The sequence below is a fragment of the Methylotetracoccus oryzae genome, from assembly GCF_006175985.1.
GTDB lineage: Bacteria > Pseudomonadota > Gammaproteobacteria > Methylococcales > Methylococcaceae > Methylotetracoccus > Methylotetracoccus oryzae.
This window is the reverse complement of record NZ_SRSH01000001.1, coordinates 396956-422469: the sequence shown is the minus strand read 5'-3', so window position 1 is coordinate 422469 and position 25514 is coordinate 396956. Positions and strand designations below refer to the sequence as shown.

Annotated in this window: 20 protein-coding genes; 8 read left to right on the top strand and 12 right to left on the bottom strand. The window is 63.8% G+C overall.

All coding sequences use genetic code 11. The features are described from left to right. Positions 1–7 precede the first annotated feature (7 nt). Entirely contained in the window at positions 8–697 is a 690-nt protein-coding gene (locus tag BWR02_RS01885; protein ID WP_139556057.1) for a hypothetical protein, read from the top strand. Positions 698–701: 4 nt separating this feature from the next. Here BWR02_RS01885 and BWR02_RS01880 read toward each other — a convergent pair whose 3' ends face one another. The 3 genes from BWR02_RS01880 to corA all read right to left on the bottom strand — a co-directional run bounded on the left by BWR02_RS01880 (position 702) and on the right by corA (position 6696). Next, a complete protein-coding gene (locus BWR02_RS01880) occupies positions 702–4526 on the bottom strand; it encodes a PAS domain S-box protein (RefSeq protein ID WP_139556056.1) in 3825 nt (1274 codons plus the stop codon). A gap of 255 nt (positions 4527–4781) precedes the next feature. Further along, on the bottom strand, positions 4782–5321 hold the full coding sequence (gene rfbC / locus BWR02_RS01875) for a dTDP-4-dehydrorhamnose 3,5-epimerase (protein ID WP_139556055.1): 540 nt from the start codon (positions 5319–5321) through the stop codon (positions 4782–4784). A 232-nt stretch (positions 5322–5553) separates the two neighbouring features. After that, entirely contained in the window at positions 5554–6696 is a 1143-nt protein-coding gene (gene corA / locus BWR02_RS01870; RefSeq protein ID WP_139556054.1) for a magnesium/cobalt transporter CorA, read from the bottom strand. 121 nt (positions 6697–6817) lie between these two features. Here corA and ppk2 point away from each other — a divergent pair, with 121 nt between their 5' ends. Next, a complete protein-coding gene (gene ppk2 / locus BWR02_RS01865; RefSeq protein ID WP_139556053.1) occupies positions 6818–7870 on the top strand; it encodes a polyphosphate kinase 2 in 1053 nt (350 codons plus the stop codon). Positions 7871–8190: 320 nt separating this feature from the next. On the opposite strand, the gene BWR02_RS21180 is transcribed toward ppk2, so the two are convergent. Further along, entirely contained in the window at positions 8191–8400 is a 210-nt protein-coding gene (locus tag BWR02_RS21180; protein ID WP_236101823.1) for a DUF2934 domain-containing protein, read from the bottom strand. A 251-nt stretch (positions 8401–8651) separates the two neighbouring features. Continuing rightward, a complete protein-coding gene (glpK, locus tag BWR02_RS01855) occupies positions 8652–10151 on the bottom strand; it encodes a glycerol kinase GlpK (RefSeq protein ID WP_139556051.1) in 1500 nt (499 codons plus the stop codon). A gap of 787 nt (positions 10152–10938) precedes the next feature. Here glpK and BWR02_RS21175 point away from each other — a divergent pair. From BWR02_RS21175 to BWR02_RS01835, 4 genes are all read left to right on the top strand, one after another. Next, positions 10939–11394 carry a type 2 periplasmic-binding domain-containing protein gene (locus BWR02_RS21175; protein WP_236101821.1) on the top strand — a complete coding sequence of 152 codons (456 nt, stop codon included), beginning with the start codon at positions 10939–10941 and terminating at the stop codon, positions 11392–11394. Positions 11395–11398: 4 nt separating this feature from the next. Beyond that, positions 11399–12679, top strand: a complete 1281-nt coding sequence (locus tag BWR02_RS01845; RefSeq protein ID WP_139556050.1) for a hypothetical protein — start codon at positions 11399–11401, stop codon at positions 12677–12679. 126 nt (positions 12680–12805) lie between these two features. Further along, positions 12806–15166, top strand: a complete 2361-nt coding sequence (locus BWR02_RS01840) for an acyl-CoA reductase (protein ID WP_139556049.1) — start codon at positions 12806–12808, stop codon at positions 15164–15166. After that, positions 15163–16425, top strand: a complete 1263-nt coding sequence (locus tag BWR02_RS01835) for an MFS transporter (RefSeq protein ID WP_139556048.1) — start codon at positions 15163–15165, stop codon at positions 16423–16425. Before BWR02_RS01840 ends, BWR02_RS01835 begins: the two co-directional genes overlap by 4 nt. A 237-nt stretch (positions 16426–16662) precedes the next feature. On the opposite strand, the gene BWR02_RS01830 is transcribed toward BWR02_RS01835, so the two are convergent. The 6 genes from BWR02_RS01830 to BWR02_RS20785 all read right to left on the bottom strand — a co-directional run bounded on the left by BWR02_RS01830 (position 16663) and on the right by BWR02_RS20785 (position 22211). Then, the gene (locus BWR02_RS01830; protein ID WP_139556047.1) at positions 16663–17475 is read right to left on the bottom strand and encodes a class I SAM-dependent methyltransferase; all 813 of its coding nucleotides are present in this window, start codon (positions 17473–17475) and stop codon (positions 16663–16665) included. A gap of 105 nt (positions 17476–17580) precedes the next feature. Beyond that, a complete protein-coding gene (locus BWR02_RS01825; protein ID WP_139556046.1) occupies positions 17581–18351 on the bottom strand; it encodes a PEP-CTERM/exosortase system-associated acyltransferase in 771 nt (256 codons plus the stop codon). 506 nt (positions 18352–18857) lie between these two features. Beyond that, complete coding sequence (locus BWR02_RS01820) at positions 18858–19385, bottom strand: DUF8471 domain-containing protein (RefSeq protein ID WP_139556045.1); 528 nt, start codon at positions 19383–19385, stop codon at positions 18858–18860. Between the two features lie 248 nt (positions 19386–19633). Next, positions 19634–21373 (bottom strand): phosphohexomutase domain-containing protein, encoded by a 1740-nt coding sequence (locus tag BWR02_RS01815; protein ID WP_139556044.1) that lies wholly within the window; start codon positions 21371–21373, stop codon positions 19634–19636. Positions 21374–21417: 44 nt separating this feature from the next. Beyond that, the gene (locus BWR02_RS01810) at positions 21418–21936 is read right to left on the bottom strand and encodes a surface-adhesin E family protein (protein ID WP_139556043.1); all 519 of its coding nucleotides are present in this window, start codon (positions 21934–21936) and stop codon (positions 21418–21420) included. Continuing rightward, positions 21933–22211, bottom strand: coding sequence for a hypothetical protein (locus tag BWR02_RS20785; RefSeq protein WP_162559973.1), 279 nt, complete (start codon positions 22209–22211; stop codon positions 21933–21935). Before BWR02_RS20785 ends, BWR02_RS01810 begins: the two co-directional genes overlap by 4 nt. A gap of 81 nt (positions 22212–22292) precedes the next feature. Here BWR02_RS20785 and BWR02_RS01805 point away from each other — a divergent pair, with 81 nt between their 5' ends. Together BWR02_RS01805 and BWR02_RS01800 are read left to right on the top strand one after the other, a co-directional pair. Then, positions 22293–22547: a hypothetical protein gene (locus BWR02_RS01805; RefSeq protein WP_139556042.1), complete on the top strand. Its 255-nt coding sequence runs from the start codon at positions 22293–22295 to the stop codon at positions 22545–22547. A gap of 404 nt (positions 22548–22951) precedes the next feature. Next, positions 22952–23923: a D-alanyl-D-alanine carboxypeptidase family protein gene (locus BWR02_RS01800; RefSeq protein WP_139556041.1), complete on the top strand. Its 972-nt coding sequence runs from the start codon at positions 22952–22954 to the stop codon at positions 23921–23923. A 60-nt stretch (positions 23924–23983) separates the two neighbouring features. Here BWR02_RS01800 and zwf read toward each other — a convergent pair whose 3' ends face one another. Beyond that, positions 23984–25489 (bottom strand): glucose-6-phosphate dehydrogenase, encoded by a 1506-nt coding sequence (gene zwf / locus BWR02_RS01795; RefSeq protein ID WP_139556040.1) that lies wholly within the window; start codon positions 25487–25489, stop codon positions 23984–23986. Between the last annotated feature and the right edge of the window lie 25 nt (positions 25490–25514).

Genomic DNA, 25514 nt, shown 5'->3' with positions numbered 1-25514 from the left:
ACGATCGATGACTGCCGCTCGCGCCCGATCCCTCCGTGGCCATGGACTGTGCCTCGGCCTGCTGACCCTGCTGACGGCGGGCATGACCCTGGCCGCTGACCCCGGCAGGACCGTATCGGAGGCGGATCCGGCCGCCGTCCGCGCGTATTTCGCCGGCAGGGAACTGCGCGTGTTGACGTTTCTCGGTTATTCGGGCGCCGGGTACGAGGACCCGGCCGCGATGCTGGATCACGCCCGTCGGGTTCTCGAGCGCTACGATCCGAAGACGACGATCGTCAACGGAGGTGCGACCGCCGAGGGGATCGGCGCCGTGTATGCACTGGCGAAGGCGAAGGGGTTTTCGACCACCGGGATCGTGTCGATCAAGGCGCTCATCGAACGCGTGCCGCTGTCCCCGCACGTGGACCGGGTGTTCTTCGTCCCGGATCCCACCTGGGGCGGTTTCATCAAAGGGACTGCGCTCCTGTCGCCGACCTCGCAGGCGATGGTCGAGAATAGCGATGTTCTCGTTGCGATCGGTGGTGGTGATGTCGCCCGCGATGAGATGATCGCCGCGCAGCACTCGGGCAAACCGGTCGAGTTCATTCCGGCCGATCTGAATCACCGCCAGGCCCTCGACAAGGCGCGGCGGGAATCGCTGCCGGCGCCCACCGACTTTGGCGGTACGGCCGCCACGGCGCGCTCGCGTCCGCGCTGAGTGCTCAGGTCGTCGAGGTTCCGGCCGTCGGTTGGCCGTTTTCGGCCGCTTCTGCTTCGTCGCGGGCAAGACCCTCGACGATCGACGCGGCAACGGTGCTGTATGTCTGCGTGACTGCATCCGTCAGTTCGTCCAGCAGCGGCGCAGGCTCGCCGTCGTGCAGGGCCGCTTCGAGTTGGGCGGCCACCGTCGCGACCGTCGTTGCACCCAGGGTCGCCGCCGTTCCCTTGATGGTATGCGCGATACGGCGTGCCGTGCCGTCCCCGCGTTCCGCGAGGGCCGCGCGCAGTGCCTGCAGGTCGCGGGGGGCCCGTTCCGCGAACAGGCGCAGCATGCGGCGATAGCTGGAGAGATTGCCTCCGAGGTGATCGAGCCCGCGCTCGATATCCAGACCCGAAATAGGTCCTAAATCCGGCGTGGCCTCCGTCTGCGGGGCCGCTGGCGTTTGCACGGCGGGCGCAACGTCCGGGACGGGTGGCTGCGGCGACAGCCAACGTAGCAGCGCCGCGTACAGCGTTGCGGGGATGATCGGTTTGGGCAGGTGTTCATTCATGCCAGCTGCCAGGCAGGCGTCGCGGTCGGTGTCGAACGCATTCGCGGTCATGGCGAGAATCGGCGTCCGTTCCCGCCCAGGGATGCGTCGGATCCGCCTGGTGGCTTCGATACCGTCCAGCAGCGGCATCTGCAAGTCCATCAGCACGGCGTGGTAATCGGTCGTCCGCGCCATCGCAACGGCTTGCAGTCCGTTCTCGGCGGTATCTATCGTCAGCCCACAGTCGGCCAGCAACTCGAGCGCAACCTCCCGACTGAGCCGATTATCCTCGACCAGCAGCAGCTGCGCTCCGCCGTGCAGCCGGGCCACGGCTTCCGCGGTGTACTCAGCGTCTGGAGTTGGCGCGGGCTTCGGCGCGGCGCCTACAGCGGCACCGAAGTGCGCCGTGAACCAGAAGACGCTGCCCCGGCCCGGTTCGCTGTCGACACCGATGTGTCCGCCCATCAGTTCGGCCAGACGCTTGCAGATGACCAGCCCCAGGCCGGTGCCGCCATAGTTGCGGGTGATCGAGTTGTCGCTCTGTTCAAAGGCGTTGAACAGCCGCCCCTGGTGTTCCCGCGCGATTCCGATGCCGGTATCCGCGACCTCGAAGCGCACGGTGACACCTTCGTGATCGCTAGCGATGCGTCGTGCGCGGAGCCGTATCGCGCCTTTTTCGGTGAACTTCAGGGCGTTGCTCGCGAGGTTCAACAGGATCTGGCGCAGGCGGAACCCATCGCCGCGGAGCGGCCCGTTGACTCCGGGTTCGATCAGTGCATCCCAGGTTAGCCCCTTGTCGCGCGCTTTTTCGGCGATCAGCGCGCTGACGTAGTCGAAGGCTTCCTGCAGGCGAAAGTCGTTCTCCTCCAACTGGAGCTTGCCCGCCTCGATCTTCGAGATGTCGAGGATGTCGTTGATGATCGACAGCAGGTGCTGGGCCGCCTCGGCAATCCTGCCCAATCGCACCTGTTCTTCCGGGCGAGTGCTCTTGCTGAGCATCAGATGTGTCAGGCCGAGTATTGCGTTCATCGGAGTCCGGATCTCGTGACTCATGTTGGCGAGGAACGTGCTTTTGGCGCGGCTCGCCGCTTCGAGTCGGGCATTGGCGCTATGAAGTTGCGCCGTGCGCTCCTCGACCCGCGTTTCAAGGTGATGACGATACCGTTCGAGTTCGGCTTCGCTGCGCACGCGCTCGGTGATATCGCGCGAGAGTCTCAGGATCAGTCGCTGTCCGCCCAGATCGCAGGCGCTGAGCCGGATCTCGACCGGGAACGCGGAACCATCACTGCGTCGCTGCCGGGATCGCACCGTTATCGATTGGCCGGGCTGCAGCGCGTCCCAGTGCGGACGGTCTTCGAGAGCGCCGCCTTCCTCGAAGAGGTCCGGGATACGTTGCGCAAGCAGCTGGTCGCGGCGGTAACCGGCGGAGTCGCAGGCGGCCTGATTGACCTCGACCAGTGTGCCGTCCAGCTCATGCGCGAAGAACGCATCCGAGGCCCCCTCGATCAGCGCCCGGAAGCGCGCCTCGCTTTCGCGCAGGGCGCGCTGGTCGGCGTCCCGCTCGATGGCGATGCCCGCGAGTCTCGCAGCGTGGGTGATCAGTTCGACGTCGTCGGGCTTGGGTGCGCCCGGGTCCCGATGATAGATCGCAAAGCTTCCAAGTACCTGATCCTTGCGGCCGCAGATCGGTTCCGACCAGCATGAGCCCAGTCCGGCCCGCGAGGCCACGGCACGAAACTCAACCCAATTCGGGTGTTCCGCGATGTTCTCGACCACCACCCTTTGCCGCAGGAACGCTGCGGCGCCACAGGAGCCGACATGCGGGCCGATGGCAACGCCGTCGACGGCTTCGTTGTAGAACGCAGGGAGGCTTGGGGCCGAGGCTAGCCGCAGGCGGGTTCCGGTGTCGTCTCGCAGCAATATTGAACACAGCGTGCCCGTGGATTCCTGTTCGACGTCCCGGGCGAGTGCCGCCAGGATCTCGGCGAGCGTCCCGCCGCTGGCAATCCGTTCCAGAACCGCGGTCCGCATCCGCTCGCGGCGCGCCACTCGGGCCCTTTCCGTCACGTCCCGCCCGACGGCGATCACCGCCGGCTCACTACGGTAGTTCGAGCGAACCAGATTGAGTTCGAGCTGGAAGGGTTGACCCTCGCTATGCAAGCCCCAGAAATCCGCGCGCTGGGGAGTGCCTACCAGTGATTCGCGGAGCCGCCCCAGCAGACTTTCCAAATCATTGCGGCCCGGAGCGGCGACGGCACTCAGTGACCGTCCGGCAAGCCATTCCTGCGAACGGCCGTACAGGCGCGCGGCGGCGGGATTGACGGCCAGCAAACGGGCGTCTGAGGAGCAGATGTGGACGGCCTCCTGAACATTGTCGAACAGCCGACGGTAGCTTTCGGCGCTGTCCCAGGCGCGCTGCCGGTTTCGGAGATACGCGTTCAACATCGCCGCAAACACGACCGTAAGGAGCGCCGCCACGGCTGTACCGATGGCAATGCGCGTGCCGCTGTACCAGCCGCGGGCAGGCGTCAGCCCAAGCATCCACTGACCGTTCGGAACGTCCACCGCGGTCGTCACCGGTGGCCCGACGAGCGGGCTACGGGAGTTCATGATGCTTTGCCGGTAGCCGCTATCGGGGTTCGAGCGCCAAAGTTCGTAGTTGTAGCCAGCCTCCTCCAGACGTTCAAACTGAGCGGCGGCAAGGATGCGCGGCAACCGGATCAGCACGATCGTAAAGCCCCAGAACCGATCCTGGCCCCTGGCGTCGGTCAGGAACACCGGAAGACGTCCGATGATGGCGTCACCGCCCTGGCGTAGCTGGAACGGACCGGCCAGGGTCAGTTGACGGGTCTCCAGAGCCAGCCTGGCCTCCCGGTTGCCGATGTCCGGTTTCAGCAGGTCGTGCCCCAGGGCCGCCTCATGGCCTGCCAACGGGACGACCTCGCGTATGATTCCACCGGGAGCCAGTTGGATCGCGTCGATCCCCGGATAGAGCTTGAGTACCTCGAGCGCGAGGGACTCGAAGTCGCGCACCGTGCCCTTGCCCTGATGGACCACTGCAGACAGTGCATACGTTGCGGACAGCGCGTTCGAGAACTGTTCCTTGAGATGCTCGGCGAACTGGTAGCCGATCTCGGCGGCGGAGCGCCGCTCTTGCGTTTGTTGGGTGATTTCCAGCAACGCGACGATGGTCAGTCCTATGCCGAACATGGCGGCCGCCGACAGGACCAGGAGATGCCGGCCCGGACGCAGCGTCACGGTGACCCCGCCCGGCACGGAGGGCCGCCGTCGTCGCATGGCTTCGATCGGCGTCGCTGCGGCTTTATGTGTGCCGCTAAGCGGATCCTGGACTGTGCGGTATCCGGTATTGTGAAATGCTGGGTTACGTTCATTGCCGGCTTACTGCGCTGTCGGGCTTCCATGGCCTCACCGGACGTCAATCGGTTCGGGCGAGAGCCGGCCGCGACCGCTCGGGTCCTTGGGGACCTCGGGGTCAGGGCCGGACATTCCGTATCTCATCGTGTTCGAGGTGCCGAAGCGAATCTCGTCTTGTTACCGGACAAGTTCCTTCAGGAAAGGCAGCGCCCGATCGCGCGGGGAAAGGAACGGGTCGGGCATCGGCCAGTCGATCGCCAGCGTCGGATCGTCCCAGCGAATGCCGCGTGCGAGGTCCGCGAAATAGAACTCCGACATCTGGTAGAACACTTCCGAGTGCTCGGCGAGGCACTGGAACCCATGGGCGTAACCGCCTGGCACGTACAGCGTCCGGCCGTTGGCCCCGGTCAGTTCAAAGGACTGCCAGCGCCCGAAGGTCGGTGAGTCGGGTCGCACGTCAACGAGCACGTCATGAATCGCTCCGACCGCACAGCGGATCAGCTTGATCTCGGGATGCGGCTCCGCCTGAAAATGCAGGCCGCGCAGCATTCCCGGTCGCAGCGTCCGCGACAGGTTGGTCTGCGGCCAATGTGCGTTCAGGCCGTGCGCCGCGAACTCCTTCGCGCAATAGGTCCGCGCGAAAAAGCCGCGGTCGTCTTCGGTCGGCTCGAGATCTATGATCCACACGCCGGGCAACTCAGTCTCGGTGAATTTCATCTGGGGTTTCCTGAATGGGGGAAGCCGCTGTGTTGTAACCGTTCCGACTCCTGCTGTTCCGGGAGGGGCCGGGGAGACGAGACACGCCGTGAAGACGTCCCTGTCGGCTCGGCTGCGGGGTCCGTCCCGCAGACGGTCCCGTCTCCCCGGTCCCCCTCCCGTTCCCGCTCCAAGGGGGTGTGAACGGTTACGCTGCGTTGGCCCGTTCCTCGGCTGGCCAAGAACTGGGCACCTATAGCCATCCACGGCGCCGAAACATATACAGCATGCCGCCGACGAGCACGAAGCAGAAGCCCCAGAATAGCGGGTAGCTCCATTCGGACTCGTTCTCCGGAATCGGCATGTTCATGCCGTAGACGCCGGCGAAAAAGGTCAGTGGCACGAAGATGGTGCTGATGATGGTTAGCGTCTTGACGATGTCGTTCAGGCGCTGCGACACGGTGGACAGGTGGGTCTCCGTCAGGCTCGTCAGGAATTCCCGGTAGGTTTCCAGCAGATCGAGGATCTGGATCAGATTGTCATAGACGTCACGCATATAGGTGCGCGTCGTTTCGGACAGGCCTTCGTGGTGGTCCCGATGGAGTTGGTTTACCAGCTCGCGCATCGGCCATGCCGTGCGCCGCAGCAGCACGAGATCGTGTTTGGCGCGATGGATGTCCCTCAGCACTTCCGGTTTGCCTCCCACCAGCACGATTTCCTCGAGTTCCTCGAGGCGTGCGGAGAAGCCCTCCAGCACCGGAAAAAACTGATCGACGATCGCGTCGAGCAGGGCATGCAGCAGGAAACTGGCATCGTGGCGACGCAAACGCGAATCCCGGCTGCGGAGCCGATGGTCGATCTGATCGAACAGGCCTTCTTCACGCGGGTGGAAGCTGATTAGCGTGCGGCGACCGAGGAAGAAGCTCATCTGTTCGGTTCGCAGCACACCGCCGACCCAGCGCACCAACTGCGCAACGATGAACATCCGGCCCGGGTGCTCGGGCGACGCGGGGTAGTCTTCCACCTTCGGGCGCTGTCCCAGATGCAGCAGATCCTCGATAGCCAGCGGGTGCAGGGCATACTTCTCGGCAATCGCCCGAATCACGCCCATGTCCGTGAGACCGCTGACCCGGATCCACCGGACCGCGCTCCATTCCGGCCGATGGTTTGCTACGAACGCGTTGACATCGTCCACGGTCTGGAACGCGCAGTCATCGAGACCATAATCCACGCAGGATACCCGAACGTCGCTCGGGCTCGACCCGATCAGGCTCAGCTCGTGCGTCTCGATGCCGGGTGCGGCGCCGGTGCGCGACGTGTCGGGCCAAAGCGCTGCGAGGCCGACGGATTCCTCGTCGACGCTGGGCGGTGGTGGCGGTTCCGACGGCGCTTCCATGGGTGCGCATGCTAACCGTCAGTCGTGATCGGGCACAAGCCGCGCCGTGGTCGCGGTCTCTGCCTGGCCGACCGTTCGGATAAAATGCGGGTATGACTTATCCAAAGCATCGGAGACTGAGATGGCGCAAGTAAAACCCAAGGCCGCCAAGACCCCGGCTGCTCCCGCTGCCGAGGGCGCGGGAGAGAACAGGCCGGCGACGCGAGTGGCGGAAGGCCCGGCCACAGTTGCCCCCGCGCCTTCCGGCGCCGGGCCCGATGCGGCGCCACCGAATCCCGTTGCAGCCGCCGAGATCGAAGCGGTAAGCCAGGCACCGACCGCCCATCTGGTGGCCACGGCCCCTCATGGTAGTGACGAGGACAGCGACCTTGCCGAACTACCGCCCGGCTATCCCTATCCGGAACGGATGCGGCGGCGAGAGTACGAGAGGCTCAAGAAGGAGTTGCAGATCGAGTTGCTGAAGGTACAGAGCTGGGTCAAGGAATCGGGGCAGCGCATCATCGTGCTGTTCGAGGGGCGGGATGCGGCCGGGAAGGGGGGTACGATCAAGCGCTTCATGGAACATCTGAATCCGCGCGGAGCGCGTGTCGTGGCGCTCGAGAAACCGACGGAAATGGAGCGTGGCCAGTGGTATTTTCAACGCTACGTCGCCCATTTCCCGACCCACGGGGAGATGGTCTTCATGGACCGTTCCTGGTACAACCGCGCGGGTGTCGAGCGGGTCATGGGGTTCTGCAAGCCACTGGAGTATCTTGAGTTTCTGCGACAGACGCCGCAGTTGGAGCGCATGCTGGTCAACAGCGGCATCCTGCTGTTCAAATACTGGTTTTCGGTCAGCCGGGCGGAACAGCTACGCCGCTTCATCTCCCGGCGTGACGATCCGCTTAAGCACTGGAAACTGAGCCCGATCGACATCCGCTCGCTCGATCGCTGGGACGATTACACCGAGGCCAAGAAGGCGATGTTCTTTCACACGGACACCGCCGATGCGCCGTGGACCGTGATCAAGTCCGACGACAAGAAACGGGCACGCATCAATTGCATGCGGCACTTCCTGCACGCCCTGCCGTATCCGGACAAGAACACCAAGGTCGCCTGCGCGCCTGACGCGTTGCTGGTCGGTTCGGCGACGCGGGTGCTGGAAGAGGACGAAGCCGTTGGGAACAGTTTCTGAGTGACTGAAGATGTGCGTTTCGGTCCGGGAAAAACGCCAGATGGCAGCGGGTCGATCAGCCCCCGTTGGATGTCGAGCGAGAGCGTCGCAGCGGGGTCGCAGCCGCGCTGCAGGGTGATCGCGCGAGCAGGCGCAACCCTTTGGCCAGCCGGACTGGCTGCGGACCTTGCACCGCGGACCCGGGTGTCCGCGGTGCTGGCGCAATGTCGCCGGGGTCAGCCGATTTTCGGTAGGGAACGCCAATGGCTGGATACCCCGGGACCCTGCCCGATCACCCCGCCATCCGTTGCGCGTTGTGGTTTATGCTTCGCTTGGCCGCATCATTGATAACGGCGAGCGTCGACCTCCCTTTCCGCTTCAAGCCAGTCCTCGCGTTCATGCCCAGGTGCGAATCCTCGGTCGAGGGCCTTGAAATAAGCCAGCTGGGCGATCTGCTGGCGGCGTTCTTCCTCGGAGTGGGTGTCAGCCAAACCACCGGGTGGCGCACTGACAAATCGCATGTGCTGCAAGGCCTTGGTCAGGCTGGTCATGTCGACCTCCGGGCACGGTGTGCCCCAGATTGCGGGTCGTGAGAGAGCGCGATACGGTGGGCAGCGAATCGGCCCCCGTACCATCCGGTTTGGCTGGGTCGCGGAGGCTGCGCGGTGCCTCGCTGTTACGGAGGCCTTCGCGTGCCACCCATCTGCGACCAGCCAGCTCCATATCATAGCGCCTACTGAGCCGTTTCGGCATTAACTCATCAAGCCGGGATGCGGACGCGTGGCACCTCCGTTCGCGGCGTTCAGTCGGGGCTCCAGCCGAACGTGCCGGTGACTGCCTTGCGCCAGTTGGCGCACAGCTCGCCGCGGGCTGCGGCTTTCATGCGCGGCAGCCAGTGCCGGTCCCGTTGCCACAGTGCGTTCAATTCATCGAGCCCGCTCCAGAAACTCACGGCGAGTCCAGCCGCATAAGCTGCGCCCAGTGCTGTCGTTTCGGTCACCGCGGGACGAACCACCGGCACGTTAAGGATGTCGGCCTGGAATTGCATCAGGATCTCATTGACCACCATTCCGCCGTCGACCCGCAGCTCGGTCAGCTCGATGCCGGTGTCGCGCCGCATGGCCTCCAGCACGTCGTGGGTTTGAAAGGCGGTAGCCTCGAGTGCTGCGCGGGCCAGATGGCCCTTGCCCGCGTAAGCCGTCAGACCGAAGATCGCGCCACGCGCGTCGCTGCGCCAGTAGGGAGCGAACAGCCCCGAGAAGGCGGGGACGATGACGACCCCACCGTTGTCGGCCACGCTGCCGGCGAGCGTCTCGATCTCCGCTGCCGAGCCGATCAGGCCGAGCTGGTCGCGCAACCACTGCACGAGTGCGCCCGCAATCGCGACGGAACCCTCCAGCGCATATACCGGGCGGGAGTCCACGAGTTGCCATGCGGCGGTCGTCAGCAAGCCGTGCTGAGAGGGTCGCATCTCTTCCCCCGTGTTGAGCAGCATAAAGCAGCCGGTGCCGTAGGTATTCTTGGCCATGCCGCGCTGAAAGCAGGTCTGTCCGAACAGCGCGGCTTGCTGGTCGCCCAGATCGCTGGCGATCGGGATGCCCGCAAAGGCGTCGACACCGGGACCGTAAACTTCGTTGGAAGGCCGGATCTCCGCCAGGAGGCCTCGCGGCACGTCCATCGCCGACAGCAGTTCCTCGTCCCAGTCGAGGGTTGCGAGGTTCATCAGTAGGGTGCGCGACGCGTTGCTGATGTCCGTGACGTGCCGGCCTCCCGCGGGGCCTCCCGTCAGGTTCCAGATCAGCCAGCTGTCGATGGTGCCGGCAAGCAACTCGCCGCGCTCGGCGCGGCCCCGCGCTCCCGGAATCGAGTCGAGCAGCCACTGCAACTTGGGGCCCGAGAAATAGGTTGCGACAGGCAGCCCGGTCTTGTGACGAAAACGGTCCGGGCCCGCTTCACCGGCCAGTGACCGGCATGCCGCCGCCGTGCGCGTGTCCTGCCAGACGATTGCGGGATGCAGTGGCTTCCCGGTGCGGCGGTCCCACAACAGCACCGTTTCGCGCTGGTTGGTGACGCCCAGCGCGACGATATCGCCCGGCCGGGCGCGTGCGCGGCCCAGGGCCTCTGCGAATACCTGCTGGGTGCAAGCCCAGATTTCCTCGGGATCGTGCTCTACCCATCCCGCTCGCGGGTAGCTTTGCCGGTGTTCCCGCTGTGCGACGCTGGTGGGGCAACCCGAATGATCGAAAAGAATGCACCGGGTACTGGTCGTACCCTGATCTATCGCTGCGACATAGCGGCTCATGAGGCGCAATCAATGCGGTGAGAACGGAAGTAACGCCCCGAGTGCTGAGCGCCGCGCACCGACAATTCCGATCGGATTACCAATCGTGCCGCATTAGTCGGTCGTGCCGGGGCGCACCGCGTTCGCATATTCTGGCGTCGTCGGGTTTTTTGCCGATACGCCAATACAGTATCATGCGACCCGGGGAGCGTTAATCTGGCAGGAACCAAGCCGATTGAAGGAGGCGAGACGTTGGGATTGTGCTCAGCTGCCAGGCCTGTTCGGGGGGATCGGCATTAGCGCTGCATCGAAAATCCACGGCGAGCCGCCCGCTTGTGCTGGCTCAGCCGCTTGCAACGTAACCATTCACCACCCCTTTGCTGGGAAGTGGGAGCGGGCCGGGAGGGCGAGACCGTCTGCGGGAGGGAACCCGCAGGCTAGCCTCCAGGGACGGATTCACGGCGTGTCTCGCCTTCCCCGCCCGCTTCCGCGAGGGGGAGGCGTGACCCGTTGCGCTTGCAACTTAGGTCAAGTCTTTGAATGATAGCCGGTACGGACACCGCACCAAAGCTCGCCGGCGCAACGGTGGGCGTCCGACGGCCCGGCTGTTGCCCCATAGCCGGCCGCTTGGCCCAAGGGCGGTTCAGGTTTCCCTCCCCCTTCGGGTTGCGCGCGCGTTCGCCTAGCCGTACACCCGACGGTGCAGTTTCGAAGGCGTGGGTGCACGACCCTGAGCCCCTCCGTCCATCGCGCATTGCGGCTGTCTACGGAACCACTTGCAGCACACCGGATGACTGAGCCCGAGTTCGTGTCAGGCCAAGCTCGCAAGCGGGTGGACTCCATCCGTGCCCGGCGCGCGCTCGCGTTCGTGCTGGTTTGTCTTGCCCTAGGCACCGGGACTGCGGTGGCGGTGGACGTCGTCGCGAATCCCTCGGTTCCCGATGTCGCCCTCAAGCGCGCCACAGCCTGGGCCGTCTTCAGCATGCGTCTTCGAACCTGGTCGGACGGGTCGCCGACGACGGTCTTCGTGCTGGCCGATAGCAGCCCGGTACACGCCGAGTTCTCGAAGACTGTCCTGGACACCTTTCCCTACCAGTTGCGCCGAGCCTGGGACCGACTGGTGTTCTCGGGGACGGGCCAGGCTCCTATCGAAGTCAAGTCGCTCGCCGAGATGCGTGACCGTATTCATGCCACGCCCGGTGCCGTTGGCTACCTGCCTGCCGGATTGTTGGACAAGGGCGTCAGGATCGTCAGGGTTGAGTGATGCCATGAATGCACATATCCGACGATTTGGTCTTGTCGCATTGCCGCTTCTGGCCTTGATGGCGGCGAACGGCCGTGCCGACATCGACTGGTCGCGTCCACTCGACCAACTGGGGTTGAAGCTTCCGGAGACGGTTCAGATTCATGGTTTTGCGTCGCAGAGTTATCTTCGCAGCACAGCCAACAATTTCTTCGGTTATACCCAGAACATGGGATCCCTCGATTTCACCGAGATGGGAATCAACGGATCGTGGCGCCCCATCCCGCAACTGCAAACCTCCTTGCAGGTCGTCTATCGCCGTGCGGGGCAGACCGACAATCAGGATTTGCGTATTGATTTCGGCTTCCTCGATTACAGTTTTCTTTCGGATGCCAGGCAGACCGTCGGTATTCGGTTGGGACGAGTTGTAAATCCTTACGGGCTTTACAATGATACCCGGGATATGCCGTTCACCAGGCCCAGTATTCTGTTGCCGCAGTCGATTTATTTTGACATCACGAGAAACACGACCCTGTCGAGCGACGGCATTCAGGTATATGGAGAACAGCGCACCGATTTCGGCGATTTTCAATTGCAGGTGAACGGTGGCTATGCCCGCACCGAGGATCCGTCCTGGAAATCCGTGCTGAACGCGCGATCGGTTAGCGGCGAACCCTCCTGGGTGGGGAGGCTGATGTACGAGTGGCAAGGCGGTCGCGTGCGATTGGGGGCTACCAGCGCGACGATGAACATCCGTTACCAGCCCGAGCCGATCGTTCTGTCCGGGCTCATTGGGCAAAATTTCTTTTCGGCCTTTCCGTTCGGGTTGCCGCAGAATGTGACGGCGACATCGCTGCACTTTTCACCAGTGCTCTTCTCGGCACAGATCAACGAGGAGAACTGGAGCCTCACCAGCGAATATGCGATTCGCTACTCGGAGTTCGAAGGCCCTGGGAGTCCGGTTCCGACCCTCACCGGTGAAAGCTACTATGTGCAGGGAACCTACCGCGTGACTTCGGACGTCGAGGGCTTTCTGCGCTACGATGTCCTGTACGCCGATCGCAGTGATCGCAATGGCAAGAAGACGTCTGCCATCTACGCCGCTCAGGGCGTTGATGTGCCCGCGTACGATAACTTTGCAAAAGATCTTGGAGTCGGGTTGCGATGGGACGTGACACCCTATTTCATGTTGCGCGGCGAATACCACTACATCAATGGGACGGGATGGATATCGCCGAATGAAAACCGCGGAGAAACATCGCAGCACTGGAGTCTTTTCGGCGTATCGGCATCGCTCCGATTCTAATTCTCCGCTTGGCGAGTTCCGTTCGGAGAACACGCTCGGTGATGATCTGCGGACCCGCTTGCGACTAGCCGAAAGGATTCACCGCGCACGGTTGCGGCTGCGGATCCACGACAACCGGTTCGCTCGATGAGCTCAACAGACGCGGGTGCGATGAATCATTGCGGCGAATGCCTCGCTCAGCCGGCAACCGACGATCAACTGATCACCGCACTCGTTGCCGCCAGGGAGGGACTGGTGCCGCTGGCCTCGGCGAGTCTCGAGGACACCTTGAGGATGTTCGAGGTCTTGCAGTCGCTGTGGCTGCCGGGTGGCGAATTCTTTGCGCGAGCCGCGGAACCGCACCCAGGAACCCCTGCCGGCTCGTCGCAATTCCCGGTCGCACGGCTGATGTCGCGTCAGCGCTGGGAGCAGCGTCTGAGCGAATTGCCGACGCCCGTGTGCCTCGACCGTGCCGTCCGGTGGCGCGGTCGCATGGCCCGGGCTTTCCCCCTGGGCCTCGTGGTCCATTCGCTCCCCGCGGGTGGTGCGCTGGATCTCGTCGACAGCACACTGGCCTGCCTGCTCACCCACAATGCCCCCGTCCTGTGGTTGCCGGACGAATGCCGGCATTTCGCTGCCCTGTTCCTGGCTTCGCTGCAACGAGCGGATCCCCATGGGGTTCTTTCCGCGGCCGTTGCGGCCTTCGCCGTTGACGAAAAGCGGCGCGCCGGCTTGTTCACGCGCGCGCAAGGACTCGTCGATGCCTTTGTCGACTGGAGCGACGGCGGCCGCACCGTCGGCGTGCAGGCAACGGGCAGGCGCAGGATCGCGCGGATGCCTCCGGTTTTGGTCGGTGTCGTTTCCAGAGCCTACTGGAATGACTGTGACCGACGGCGGCTCATCGACATCCTGCGCACCGAGTCTCGGTGGCGTGAGGACAGTTCCGCGGCGGCGCTGGATACAGTCTACGTCGAGGCCGGGGTCGATCTGGCTGCGGTTCTCGATGCCGAGGCTGGGTCGCATTCGGCCCTGACACGAATGCCATCCTTCAAGGCCTACGTCGGAGTGGACGATCTGGCCGGCACGCTCGCGGCCTTGCCGCGGGCCGCTGCCTGCTGTGTCGGCGGGCTCGGCAGCGCGGAGCGCGGCGCTTACCTCGAACGCATTGGACGACACTTCCGGCGCTTCGTCTCGTTCAACGCCTTTCCCGACGAGATCGAAGGCAGGCTCTCGGACGGTGGTTCCTTGCGCGAACTGGTGCATGTCATGGAGGACGACGAAGATGGCGGTGTGGCCGATTTGTTGCGGGATGTCAGCCAGCGCGTTCCTTACTACCGCGACGCCAGGCCCGAGGGTGAGGTTTCCCGGCTGGATCGCTGGCCACTTCTGACCGCAGCCGATCTCGCCCGCGAGCCGGTTTATTGCAGCCGTCGCTTTCTGCACGAGCAGGTTGCTGCGGGGGCGATCTTTTCCTCCGGTGGGACATCGACGGCGCCCAAATACGCCCTTTACACGCCGGACGAGATCGCTCGGTCGACCGAAATGCTGGCCCAGGCGTTTCGCGCGAACGGCCTCAGGCCCGGAGACATCGCGATCAACCTGTTCGTCGCCGGACATCTCTGGTCGGCTTTCCTGGCTGTCGATGAGGCACTCAGACGCTGTGGCGTCTACGTCCTGCCCATGGGCGGGAGCTGCCCGGTCGACGAGATCGTATCCTGCATCGCGCGGTTCCGACCGCAGGTCGCCTTCGGTCTGCCGTCGCTGCTGGTTGGTTATGCGCGCCACTGCGAAAGCGCCGGCATCGATCTGGTCGTCGAGCGAATCTTCTACGCCGGAGAGCACTTCAATGCCGCGGCACGCGAGTATCTGAGCCGGATCTGGAAAACCCGGTCATTTCACTCGGCCGGTTACGCGGCGGTGGATGTCGGGCCCATCGGGTGGCAATGCGCCCACTGCCACGGTGGCGAACACCATCTGTTCAGCCGCGATGTCCATCTGGAAGTCATCGACGAGGAGGCGGTCGTGACCTCGCTGCTGCGCCGCGCCATGCCGGTCGTGCGTTACCGGACCGGGGATCGGGTCGAGTGGGTGACGGTTGCCTGTCCCTGCGGCAGCCCGGACCCGCGCTTCCGATTGCTCGGCCGTGTCGACAATGTGATCAATATCTGGGGCTGCCGGGTCGCCTACGAGGATGTCGAACGCGCCCTGCTCGAGGCCGGCCTGGAGGCGCCGGCGCTGCAACTCGTGGTGCGTGAACGCGTCGGGTCTGCCGCGCACCCGGAGCAACTCCTCGTGCGTCTGGAACGGGTGAGTCCAGCCCCCGGCGTGGTCGAGGCGTTTATCCGGAAGCTCCATCGGTACTCCGGTGATCTCGCGGTCGCGCTCGACGTGAACAGCCTGCGGCAGCGCGTGGCGATCGAGTGTTTGCCGCCGGGTACACTGCCGCGTATCGAGCGCACCGGAAAGATCCGGCTCATCGTCGACGAACGGGCTTGCGGGCAGGCATGAGCGGTCCGCTGGCGAGCCGGCCGATTCAGTACCTGTTTCTCGCCCGTTTCGTGTCGGCGACCGGGGACAAGATGTTTGCGATTGCCTTGTCCTGGTGGGTCGTTGCCGACGCATCCATACCCAATCGCGAACTGACACTCGGCTTGCTGCTCGCCGTGGCAACCCTGCCGATCGCGCTGGCCGGGCCGTTCCTGGGGCCATTGATCGATCGCGTCAACAAGCGCTCCTGTCTGGTCGTGGCCGATCTGGGGCGTTGCGTGTTGGCCTGCGCACTGGCCTACGTCATTCATCAGGGGCTGCTGACGGTGCCGGTCCTGTTCGGGTTGTGCATTCCGCTCTTCGCGCTCACCCCCCTGTTCGACTCGGCTGCCAGCGCCTCGTTGTCGCCGCTGTCGAACGGGCCGCAGATGTTGTCGCAGTTGGTCGCCCTGGAGAGCGCCATACCGAATCTGGCCTCCACTCTCGGGGCGCTGTTCGGCAGTGGTGCGATTGCCCTGTGGGGGGTAGAGGGTGCCTTCTGGTTTAATGCGGGCAGTTTCCTCGTGTCCTTGGTGTTCGTGGCGCGGCTGCCGCCGCTCGCCGCCCGGCGCGGTGATGCGCAGTCGCCGTTACACGAAACCGGTTACGGATTCCTGCGCCGCTACCCGGACACGGTGTTGTTGATGGCGCTGTTCGGGCTGATCAACTTCTTCGTCGCCCCGATCTTTCTTTACCTGCCGCTGCTGACTCGCGACGTATTGAACGGCGGAGGATTCGAGTTGTCGCTGCTGGAATTGGCGTTCGCATTGGGCAATCTGCTGCTGTTTGCGTTTTTCGCGGCGTGGCCGAGCACCTTCGTCCGGACGCGCTGGCTGCGTTTCGGTCTGGTCCTGGCCTCCGCGGGGATCATGTGGTTCCTGGCCGAGGCCCGCACCCTCGGCATGTTGTTCATGCTGCTACTCATCTGGGGCGTCTTGGTGGCCTTTGTCAGTTATCTGGCGCTGTCGGCTTTTCAGCGCTGCATTCCGGACGCGTTCAAGGGGCGTTTTTTTGCGCTGCTCGGAAGCGTCTGCACGCTTGCCGTCCCGTTGAGCTTCGCGCTGTTCGGGATTCTGAGCGGGCGCGTAGGGCTCCAGGAATTGATTTACGGGAATGCTGCGGGAGCGGCGCTGGTTTCCGTCGCCTTTCTGTTGGTCGGCAACGATCCCCCTGAGGGAATTTCTGATTCATCCAGCGCTTCCCGTGATGCAGGGACGGATCGCCAGGATCAGCCCTTGTAAACGTTTGATCCTGTGATCTGAGGCGAGACGGCGTTTCGTGTCACCGGCTCGGAACAAAGCCAGGACGGCTTTCGTTCAGAGCCCTGAGGCGCTGCGGGGTCCCTGATGCGCCGTGGCCCGCCGCCTCGCGGCCGGTTCCTTGCTGGTTGGGCGGGCGGGCTCGCGCCGTCCCGGCATCCAAGCCCCCGTCGAGGCGCGGATGCTGAGTTTGGAGTTGGTGAGGGGCGTTCGGCGAATTCAGCCTGGCTTTTCCCCGCAAGCCATCAGCAACAACATCATCAGCAGGGGGGCCGTAGCCTCGGTGAAACGCATCTGCGAAGCCTTGAATGCGGCGAAGGTCGAACCCGACATCGCGCCATGGGCTACCAGCGGCAACAGCCGGTCCGGATCCAGGTGGGGGAGCAAGGCGTCGAGTCCGAGCAGGTCGCTGTGGTTGAGGAGTGCTTCGAGGTCCAGGTTGACGAAGCCGGCTTTCTCGAGGATGCGCAGCAGAGCCCGTCCGATCCGGCGATTGCCGCCCTGGGCCGCCTGCGCGTGGCCATAGATCTGCAGCGCGGCATCCATCTCGGGAATTTCCGGGTCACTAAGACCCCAGAGGGCGTCGTCGCTGTCGACGATGACCAGCTTGCCCCCCGGCTTGAGCATGCGCAGGATGCCGACGGCCGCCGCCACCGGATCCGGCAGATGCTGGAAGACCAGCCGGGCAATGGCGAAGTCGAAACCGGCGTCGGGCAATTCCGCATCCAGCAGCGCGGCGTGCACGATTTGCAAGCGATCGCAGCTTCCCAGCCGATCCGCCGTCTGCTGAGCGAGCGCAGCGTCGATCTCGATTGCCGTGATGCGCGACGTCGGCAGGGCCTTGAGCAGATGTTCGGTGATGTAGCCGGGACCACACCCCACTTCCAGGACGGCCATGCCGTCACGAAGTCCGAAGCCGGTCAGGTTGCGCATTTCCTTCGTCCAGCCTGCCGTCGCCTGCACCTGAAGCCGGGCGGCTTCGCTTGCGGCATCGCGATGGCTGGAGTCGATGTCGTACGAGATGCTGTTCACGGGGTACGGCTGCTCCGGTGCGCGGTGGGAACGGTCACGGCAGGCAGAGGCAGCAACAAGCTCGGGTCTCGGAGGGGTATCGGAGGGTGCATTCGTCGCATCAGTTCAATGCCAGACCGATGCCTGATGTTGCGGCACCTGCGGTGGCCAGAATCGCCCATGGTCCGATAGCAGTTCCAATGTCTCCGGACTCTTTTCCGCAACCGGGGCGAGAAAATCCGGAAACGGCATGATGCAGGGCAGACGGCGGCCGTGATGTTCGACCGGCGGACCGATGGCGGTCCAATAGATTCCGAGCAGCGCGACCATACGGATCAATGGAGCTTCCATCAGGCCGAACCAGTGGCTGAGTCCGTATTGCGCGCTCATGCGCGTGATGCACGCCATCAGGGCCAGCGTGATATGCGGAAAGGCCCGGCGCTCGTCCGGGGTGGCGAACCACTCATTGAAGTTTTGATCGTTGAGTCCCGTGGCCGAGCCCTGTTCCCCGCGCCGCCGTTTGAACTCCTTGGAGACGCAGAATCGGGAGATCTCCGACAGATGCATCCGGTCGATCTTGCCGACGCTGCTCGGCAACGCCACCTTCGCGTAGCGTTCAATGGGGAACGGTCGGTCAGGATTGCTGGGGTCGGGAAGAATCAGCCGTGTGGTGGCCGCGTACAGGCCGGTTGACCGGTGTCGGATCAGGCTGTGGATGGAGGATTCGTCGTACTCATCCCGTTCGAGCCCGTCAGGATAGTCGTCAGGATTTTCGAAGCCCGTTTCCAGGCAATATACCTGGTAGCGCAACCGATAGACTTCGTTCTTGAGCTCAGGGCTCGTCGCCGGAACGATTTCGAAGTAATCGTTAAACGCCTCGTCGATGCTTTTGACCATGCGTCGCCAACCATCTGTCTGGGAAAGCCGCGGGGGCTCGATTCGTTGCCCTGTGACCGGCGATCCGGCGGCAGGACCGAAGCGGCCGGGCGTCTGAGCGGCCACTGATTTTTCGGCGAAAACACTATAAGCGCGAAATGTTCGCTACGTCACGGTGGTAGGCTGGGTAGCTGCTCGGGTGACGTCGCCGACCCGCGGATGGCTGCTTCTCGAATCTCTCGGAGCGCGGCAGCGGCGCCGTGACCGAGACAAGTTGAAGGACGCGCTTGCGATGCCCGGGACCCTCGCCTTCTGGCCCGGCATCGGCGAGCGGCTTGGAAGCAGCGCAGCGGCTGGCGCGCGGTCCCGACACCGACCTTCCCCAGCGTCCGGCTGGGGAGGGTCGGGCGGTGTTGCTATCGACGACGGCCCTGTAGCGCGAACTCCCGCGCGCGGAAGGGCTTTGTCAGTCCTTGCCGGGCTTCGGTGTTCCGTGGATGTCGCGCGGCAATCGATAGCCCGCCGATCTATGCCTTGCCGACCCGCTTGTATTGAAAAACGCGGTAACCCACGGCGATGCCGATGACCAGAATCACCGTCGCCAGCGAACGCCAACTTGCAGAACCGGTATAGATGAGTTCTTCGTCGACGTTGCCCCACAGGTTGCTGCCGGAGGGTTTGCAATCGGCACCGGCCGCGCAATCCGGGGCGCCACCTTCGCCGCCACCCATCGTCAGCAGATAGTTCCAGACGAAGTTGAGCGGAATGATGCACGCGACGCTGATCCCGATCGACATGATCAACTTGTCCAGTGCCTTGTTGATGTCGGGATTCTTGGTCATGTTGTCGCTGATCTGAATGTGGTCGAAAAAGAGCTTCACGATGGTGTAGCCCGGCAGAATCATGACGACGACCAGACCGATCAGGCTCTTGACCACGAGCCCCGGATTCGATGCCATGAGGCTGAACGCGACGATCAGGATCAAGCTGAATATGGCGATCCCGGCCCACATCAGCGTGTCTGCCTTGGAAAATTTTACTAAGTCCTTAAACATTATCGGATAACCTCACTGCTTCTGAAAAATGATCTGGTCGTGTCGAGACCCTCACGTCCCTCGTCTCCGCCGGGACGGAACGATGCACCGGGGTCGACCACTTGTCAATGCGAACGGTCCCCGTGTTGACGGCCCCACAGGCATTACCCAGTTAAGGACAGGCTCAGTCGAGCGCGGTTCCCCTTCCGGGCGGTTCGCTCGCCCGTGGAAGGGGCATGTCGCTTGGCGCAAGCACGGAACCTGACGGTTTACCGTGCCCAGCGTTCGAGCTGACGGAGTATCCCGCCCGGTTCGGCAATCGCGGCGGCGACGATGGCATCCGCGCGCGCCTGTGTGTCGGCGACCGCATAGATCCGAAGCTCATCGGCGTTGCCCGAGGGACGCAAGTGCGCGACCTCACCGTTGAGGAAAAAGATCCTGACGCCGTCGACGAAGCTCAGTGCGGAGATGGGTGCGAAGCCGAGTCCCGGGGTGAAGAAGTGGGTCAGATCCTGCCGTATGGCCGTCGCGCGATCAGCCGCCGCTTCGTCCAGCGGGTACCGGGCTCCGCCCGCTGACCGTGCCGCGGGGCTGCCGTCGGCAAAACCTAATTCGGCGACAGCCGGATCGACTGGAGACAGACGACGAACGATCTCCAGACCGACGGGTCGGGGGAAGTCCTTCAACAGCGCGGCACGGCTGAACCGCGCTGGCAATTGTCCGAACAACTCGGTCAGGGCCATACCGGCCGCCCGGCTCGCGCTGAGCACCGCCAACATCGGCAGCACTGAGTCGCGGGTCGGCAGTGCGGCCAGCACGCGCCCGTCGCGAACAAAATCGGTGCCCGTCAGGAAACCGCCGTTGGCCTCCCATCCGCACACCGCGCTCTTGCCCTGGGCGCGGGCTCGTTCCATGCCGGCGATCACGAAAGGAGAGCCGATACGCGTCTTCGGCTCGGTGATGGACTTCAGCCGGCCGCGATCGATGGCATCGTTGCAGCTGATGGGAACGACGGCGGCATCCGCACCGAGGTACTCGGCGGTGACCATGCCGACCAGATCGCCACCGAAAAAGCGCAGGGTTTGCGTGCCGGGCTCGACTCCGAGGATGAGCGGGCGGTCACTGTCGCCGTCGGTGGAGACAACCGCGTCGAAGGCGCCGTACTCTGCGACGGCCTCATCGAAGAGCGTTTGTACCGCGGCCAATTCCGCCGCACCGATGTTCTCGGTATCGATGGGGACGAAGGTCTCGCTGCGACCGGCACAGACGACTTCCGCGCCGACGCTGCGCAGGATCTCCGGCAGCAGGTCGCGTCCCACCGCGGAATGCTGGTAGACCAGCAAACGCAGGCCGCGCAGGGCCGAGTCGCCGAAGAACTGGGTGTAGCGTGCGAGATAAGCCAGCGCAGCGTCATCGCGAGCTTGGGACAGTGCCGACGATCCTGATTTGAGCATCCCCTGTTCGTCGAAGGGAGATGCGTCGAACGGCTGTTCATAGAGCCGCTGGCGGACTTCCAGCACATGTTCGTTGATCGGGCCTTCATGTTGCTTCAACAGTTCTCCGACGGCCGTATTGAGCTTGTAGCCGTTGCGGTCGAACGGAATATGGCTGCCGGTCACCATGATGCTGCCCTTGCCCCGGGTCATCGCATGGAGCATCAGGGCCGGCGTCGGGATGCAGCCAAGGTTGATGGGCTTCATGCCGGCGGTCCGGATCGCGTACTCGATGGCCTGCGCGAGTTCCCCGCGTCGCGGCGGCAGGTCGACGAAGCGGCTCGAACTCGGGCGCAGATCGTGGGCGAAGTAGAACACATCGCCGCGGACGATCCCGCCGTCCTGAGGTGGCAGGGACTGCAGATACTCGAGTTCCGCCAGTGCGTTGAGGAAGACTTCGAGTTGCGTCAGGTCGAGCAGCAGTCCGCGCCGGCCGCTCGTGCCGAATTGCAATGCCACCGGCTTCCTGACCAGGCAGGTGCCAAGGGGGGTGTCATTCGGGGGCAATGGGGCCATGATTTCGCCAAGTGAAAGGGGGGAGCGGTGGTCGATCGCGTGGCCTAGCGGGCGGGCACCGCGCTGGCGCCGCGCTCCCGGTCGAGTTGAAGAAAGCGTTGGTCGACATCCCGGGCGGGGTCGTAGACAGGCAGTGATCGCGGCGGCTGCTTGCCATCGCTGCACATGAAGGTGGCCATGACCGCGTCGGTCGACCTTCCGTCAATAGGCTTCATCGGTGCGGTGTCCGACTTGTAGCGGTGAACCACACCGCCGAAAGCGTTCAACAGCGAGCCGGAATCCGCCCCGGCCTCGCGGGTTTCGCAATTCAGGGTCATGCGAGCTCTTTCGCTCCGGTAACTGCCGAACTCGGAGGCTTGTTCCTGCCGATGGAAGATCCAGGTGGTCGCGTTGACGATGCCGGTTCCCCGGGTTCTACGCATGCTCGATTTGTCGACATAGACCATCGCGTCACCGGGGCCGTCCGGGCCGGCAGGAACGAGCCACCAGTCGGTCGCGATTGCCTCGCGTGCCGTGGTGATGCCTAGACCGAGAACAAATAATACAGCGCGGCAGGATTTCATAACGGGAAGACGGAGCGGGACCGTGACACTTTCGGTACGGCCAGTGAATGAACGACGACAAGAGTCCCCTTTTGCCAGGGCTGGGTCAATAGCTGGATCGAAGCGAAGGGGCGTGGCCGATCGAACGGATGCGGATCGCCACGACGGCGTTCGGCCCGACCCTCATCGAACGGACCGTAGCGTGTCGGGACGCGGGCAGTAAAGCCGTTGAACCACATGTCGTGTTCGGAGATCCAGCCGTGCGCGCTAAGCTCACGATCGTACGCGTTTTCCAAGCCCGAACTCTCAGGACGGGTTGAAGCGAACGGCCGATAACGCCATTTCCCATCCATACGACCTGACAGCGGAGGCTCCCGATGACCCAATCCCGTTTCCCCGTCGCGATCGACGGGTCCGAGCTCGAAGTCGCCCGGCGTTACATCCGCCAGCAGTTCGAGGAGCGGTCGTGGTGGCCGACCGAAGGTCCGCTGCAGGCGCAGGCGGATTTCGCAGCGGCGCAGGACAATGCGCTCGATCTCGCGGCATGGTGTGATAAATGGCTGAACACCGCCCAGCGCCGCGCGCTGGCACAGGCCATTCGCAGCGCCCGGCTGCCTTCGGCCCGAGCGTGATCTGCTGCGCGATGGGGAGAGGAAGTCGGCCATCGCGTGCACCCGTCCACTCGATGGTTTACGCTAGCCCCCGTGTCACGGGGAGGCAGTCGGTAGGCCGTTCCTTCCGTCCCGCGTGATGAGTCTCGCTAAACCCGCGGAGCGTAACGAGGTTATCGGACATGGATAAGCAGCAAGTGAACGTCAACTACCGCCTGCTCTGGGCCGTCGTGTTGATTCTGATCATCGTGGGGATGTTGGTGACGACGGTCTTTGCCTGAGCGCGCACTGCGTGACGCCCAATTAACCGGCAAGCCGGCATCCGCAACGAGAAGACGAGACTTGACAAGGGCCCGGCAGGGGCGCATGTTCGACCTTTCTACAACATTGTTGTTGTGATTGAGTCAAACGTTGCGGATTAGACCGTGAACGCGTTGCTTACCCACCACGCCCTGTTACTCAGCGCGATCGCCATCCATGCGGGGCTCCGCTCGTGGCTGGGCAATCGCCCTGCCGGCGTCGTTGCGGCGATCGCACTGGCCCTCGCGACGTTGGGGGCGCCGGCGCCAGCCGGCGCGCAGACTTCCTTGCTGGTCCTCGACGCCACCACAGGCAAGGTTCTACACGCCGTCAATGCGGATCAGCCGCGCTACCCGGCGTCGCTCACGAAGATGATGACGCTGTACCTGGCCTTCGACGCCCTGGACCGCAAGCGATTCAGATTGAACAGCCAGCTCAGCACCTCCCGCAATGCTGCGGCGATGCCACCTACCGAACTTGGCCTGACGCCTGGGCGACGCATCACGCTGCGCGATGCCATTCTCGCGATTACGACAGAGTCGGCCAACGATGCGGCCGTTCTGGTCGGCGAGACCCTGGCCGGGAGCGAATCGCGGTTCGCCAACCTGATGACGGCCAAGGCGCATGCCCTGGGGATGCACCGGACCCGGTTTGCGAACGCGTCGGGACTGCCGGATCCCGGTCATCGGACGACGGCGCGCGATATGGCCACACTCGCGCGGGCGCTGCTGCGCCATCACCCGCACCATTACCATTATTTCGGCCAGCGTGAATTCCGGTTCGGCGGTCGTACTTACCACAACCACAACCGGCTGCTCGGAGTTTATCCGGGCATGGATGGGATCAAGACCGGCTTCACGCGCGCTTCCGGCTACAACCTCGTGGCGTCGGCGAAGCGGGGCGGGCGCCGCTTGATCGGCGTCGTGATGGGCTCCTCGTCCGCCGCCACCCGCAATCAGACCATGGCGCGGATTCTCGACGAAGGCTTTCGCTCGGTGCCGTTGACGCCGGTCAAACAGCCGGCAATCAAATCGGCGCGCCGAACATCCGTTCCGCGCCAGACTGACGCGAGCCCGCCCGATCGCAAACGGGGCTGAGTCGGGTTTCGACCATAAAGCGTGCCGGTTGGCGTCGTCCGGCGCCGGTCCGCTCCCGGTTCAGTACGGGTGGAGTTCGGCGCCGTCGACATCCAGCGAATGACGCCAGAACTGGTCGTCCCGGTCGAACAGACGGTAGGTACCGCGCGGGCCCCAGGTTCCCGACTTGTAGGTGTTGATGAAGTTGCGCTCCATCGACCACACCTTCAGCACCGGATCGACGACGCGCCACGCCCATTCGACTTCGTCGAAGCGCAAAAACTGCGACTGGTCGCCTTCCATCACGTCGAGCAGCAGGCCCTCGTAGGCATCGTGTTCGCTGTCCTCGCCCCCGCGGTAGGTCGCATCCAGGCTAAGGGTGCGCGTGTTCAGCTCGAAGCCGGGCACCTTGACCTGCATCTCCATCTTGATGCATTCGTTCGGTTGTATGCCGAGTAGCAGCCAGTTCGGATGGGAATACTCGTGCAGTTTGTTCCGCAACAAGTCCTTGGGCGGACTCTTGAAGCGGATGCAGATCGCCGAACTGTTCTCGGCCAGTCGCTTCCCGGTCCGCAGGTAGAACGGGACGCCGGCCCAGCGCCAGTTGTCGACGAACAGCTTCATCGCCGCGTAGGTCTCGGTCACGCTCTCCGGCGCCACGCCGGGTTCGTCCAGATAGGCCGGCACCACTTCGCCATCGATCACGCCACTGGTGTATTGGCCGCGGAAGGCGTGGGCATTGACGGCATTCTGCGTGATCGGCCGGATCGAATTCAGCACCTTCACCTTTTCGTTGCGCAGGTGTTCCGGGTTCATCGACACCGGCGGTTCCATCGCCACCAGCGCGAGCAGCTGCAGCAGATGGCTCTGGATCATGTCGCGCAGTGCACCCGCCGTGTCGTAGTAGCCGGCACGGCCCTCGACGCCCAGCGTCTCCGAGTGCGTGATCTGCACATAAGAGATGTACTGGTGGTTCCATAGCGGCTCGAGCAGGATGTTCGCGAATCGGAACACCATGATGTTCTGAACGGTGTTCTTGCCCAGGTAATGGTCGATCCGGTAGATCTGCTCTTCCTTCAGGTAGCGCGAAATACCGCTTTGCAGAATCTGCGCCGTCAGCAGGTCCTGACCGAAGGGCTTCTCGATGACAACCCGGCGCCAGCCGCGCTTCTGCTTCAGCAAGTCGACTTTGCCGAGGCTCGCGATGATCTCGGGGAATTCGGAAGGACGCACCGACATGTAGAAGACGACATTCGGCGGAAAATCGGGATGCTCGTCAATCGTCTGCTTCAGACGCCGAAAGGATTCGGCATCATCGGGCGGGCTGGCATGGTAATGCAGCCGATCGCGGAAGCGCGCGAAGGCCGCTTCATCCAAACCCTGCGGAAACTTTGCCTGCAGAATCGACGCAACCTCCTCCAGCCACTCCTCCCGCGTGACCGCCTCCAGCCCACAGGCCAGGATGACCATGCGGTCGGGCAGCCGCTTCATCGACTCCAGACGGAACAGGGAAGGAATCAGCTTGATGCGGGACAGGTTGCCGCGTGCGCCAAAAATGACCAGGGTACAGGGCTCGATGGTATTCATGAGGTGAAAAGCATTCGGAAGCGCG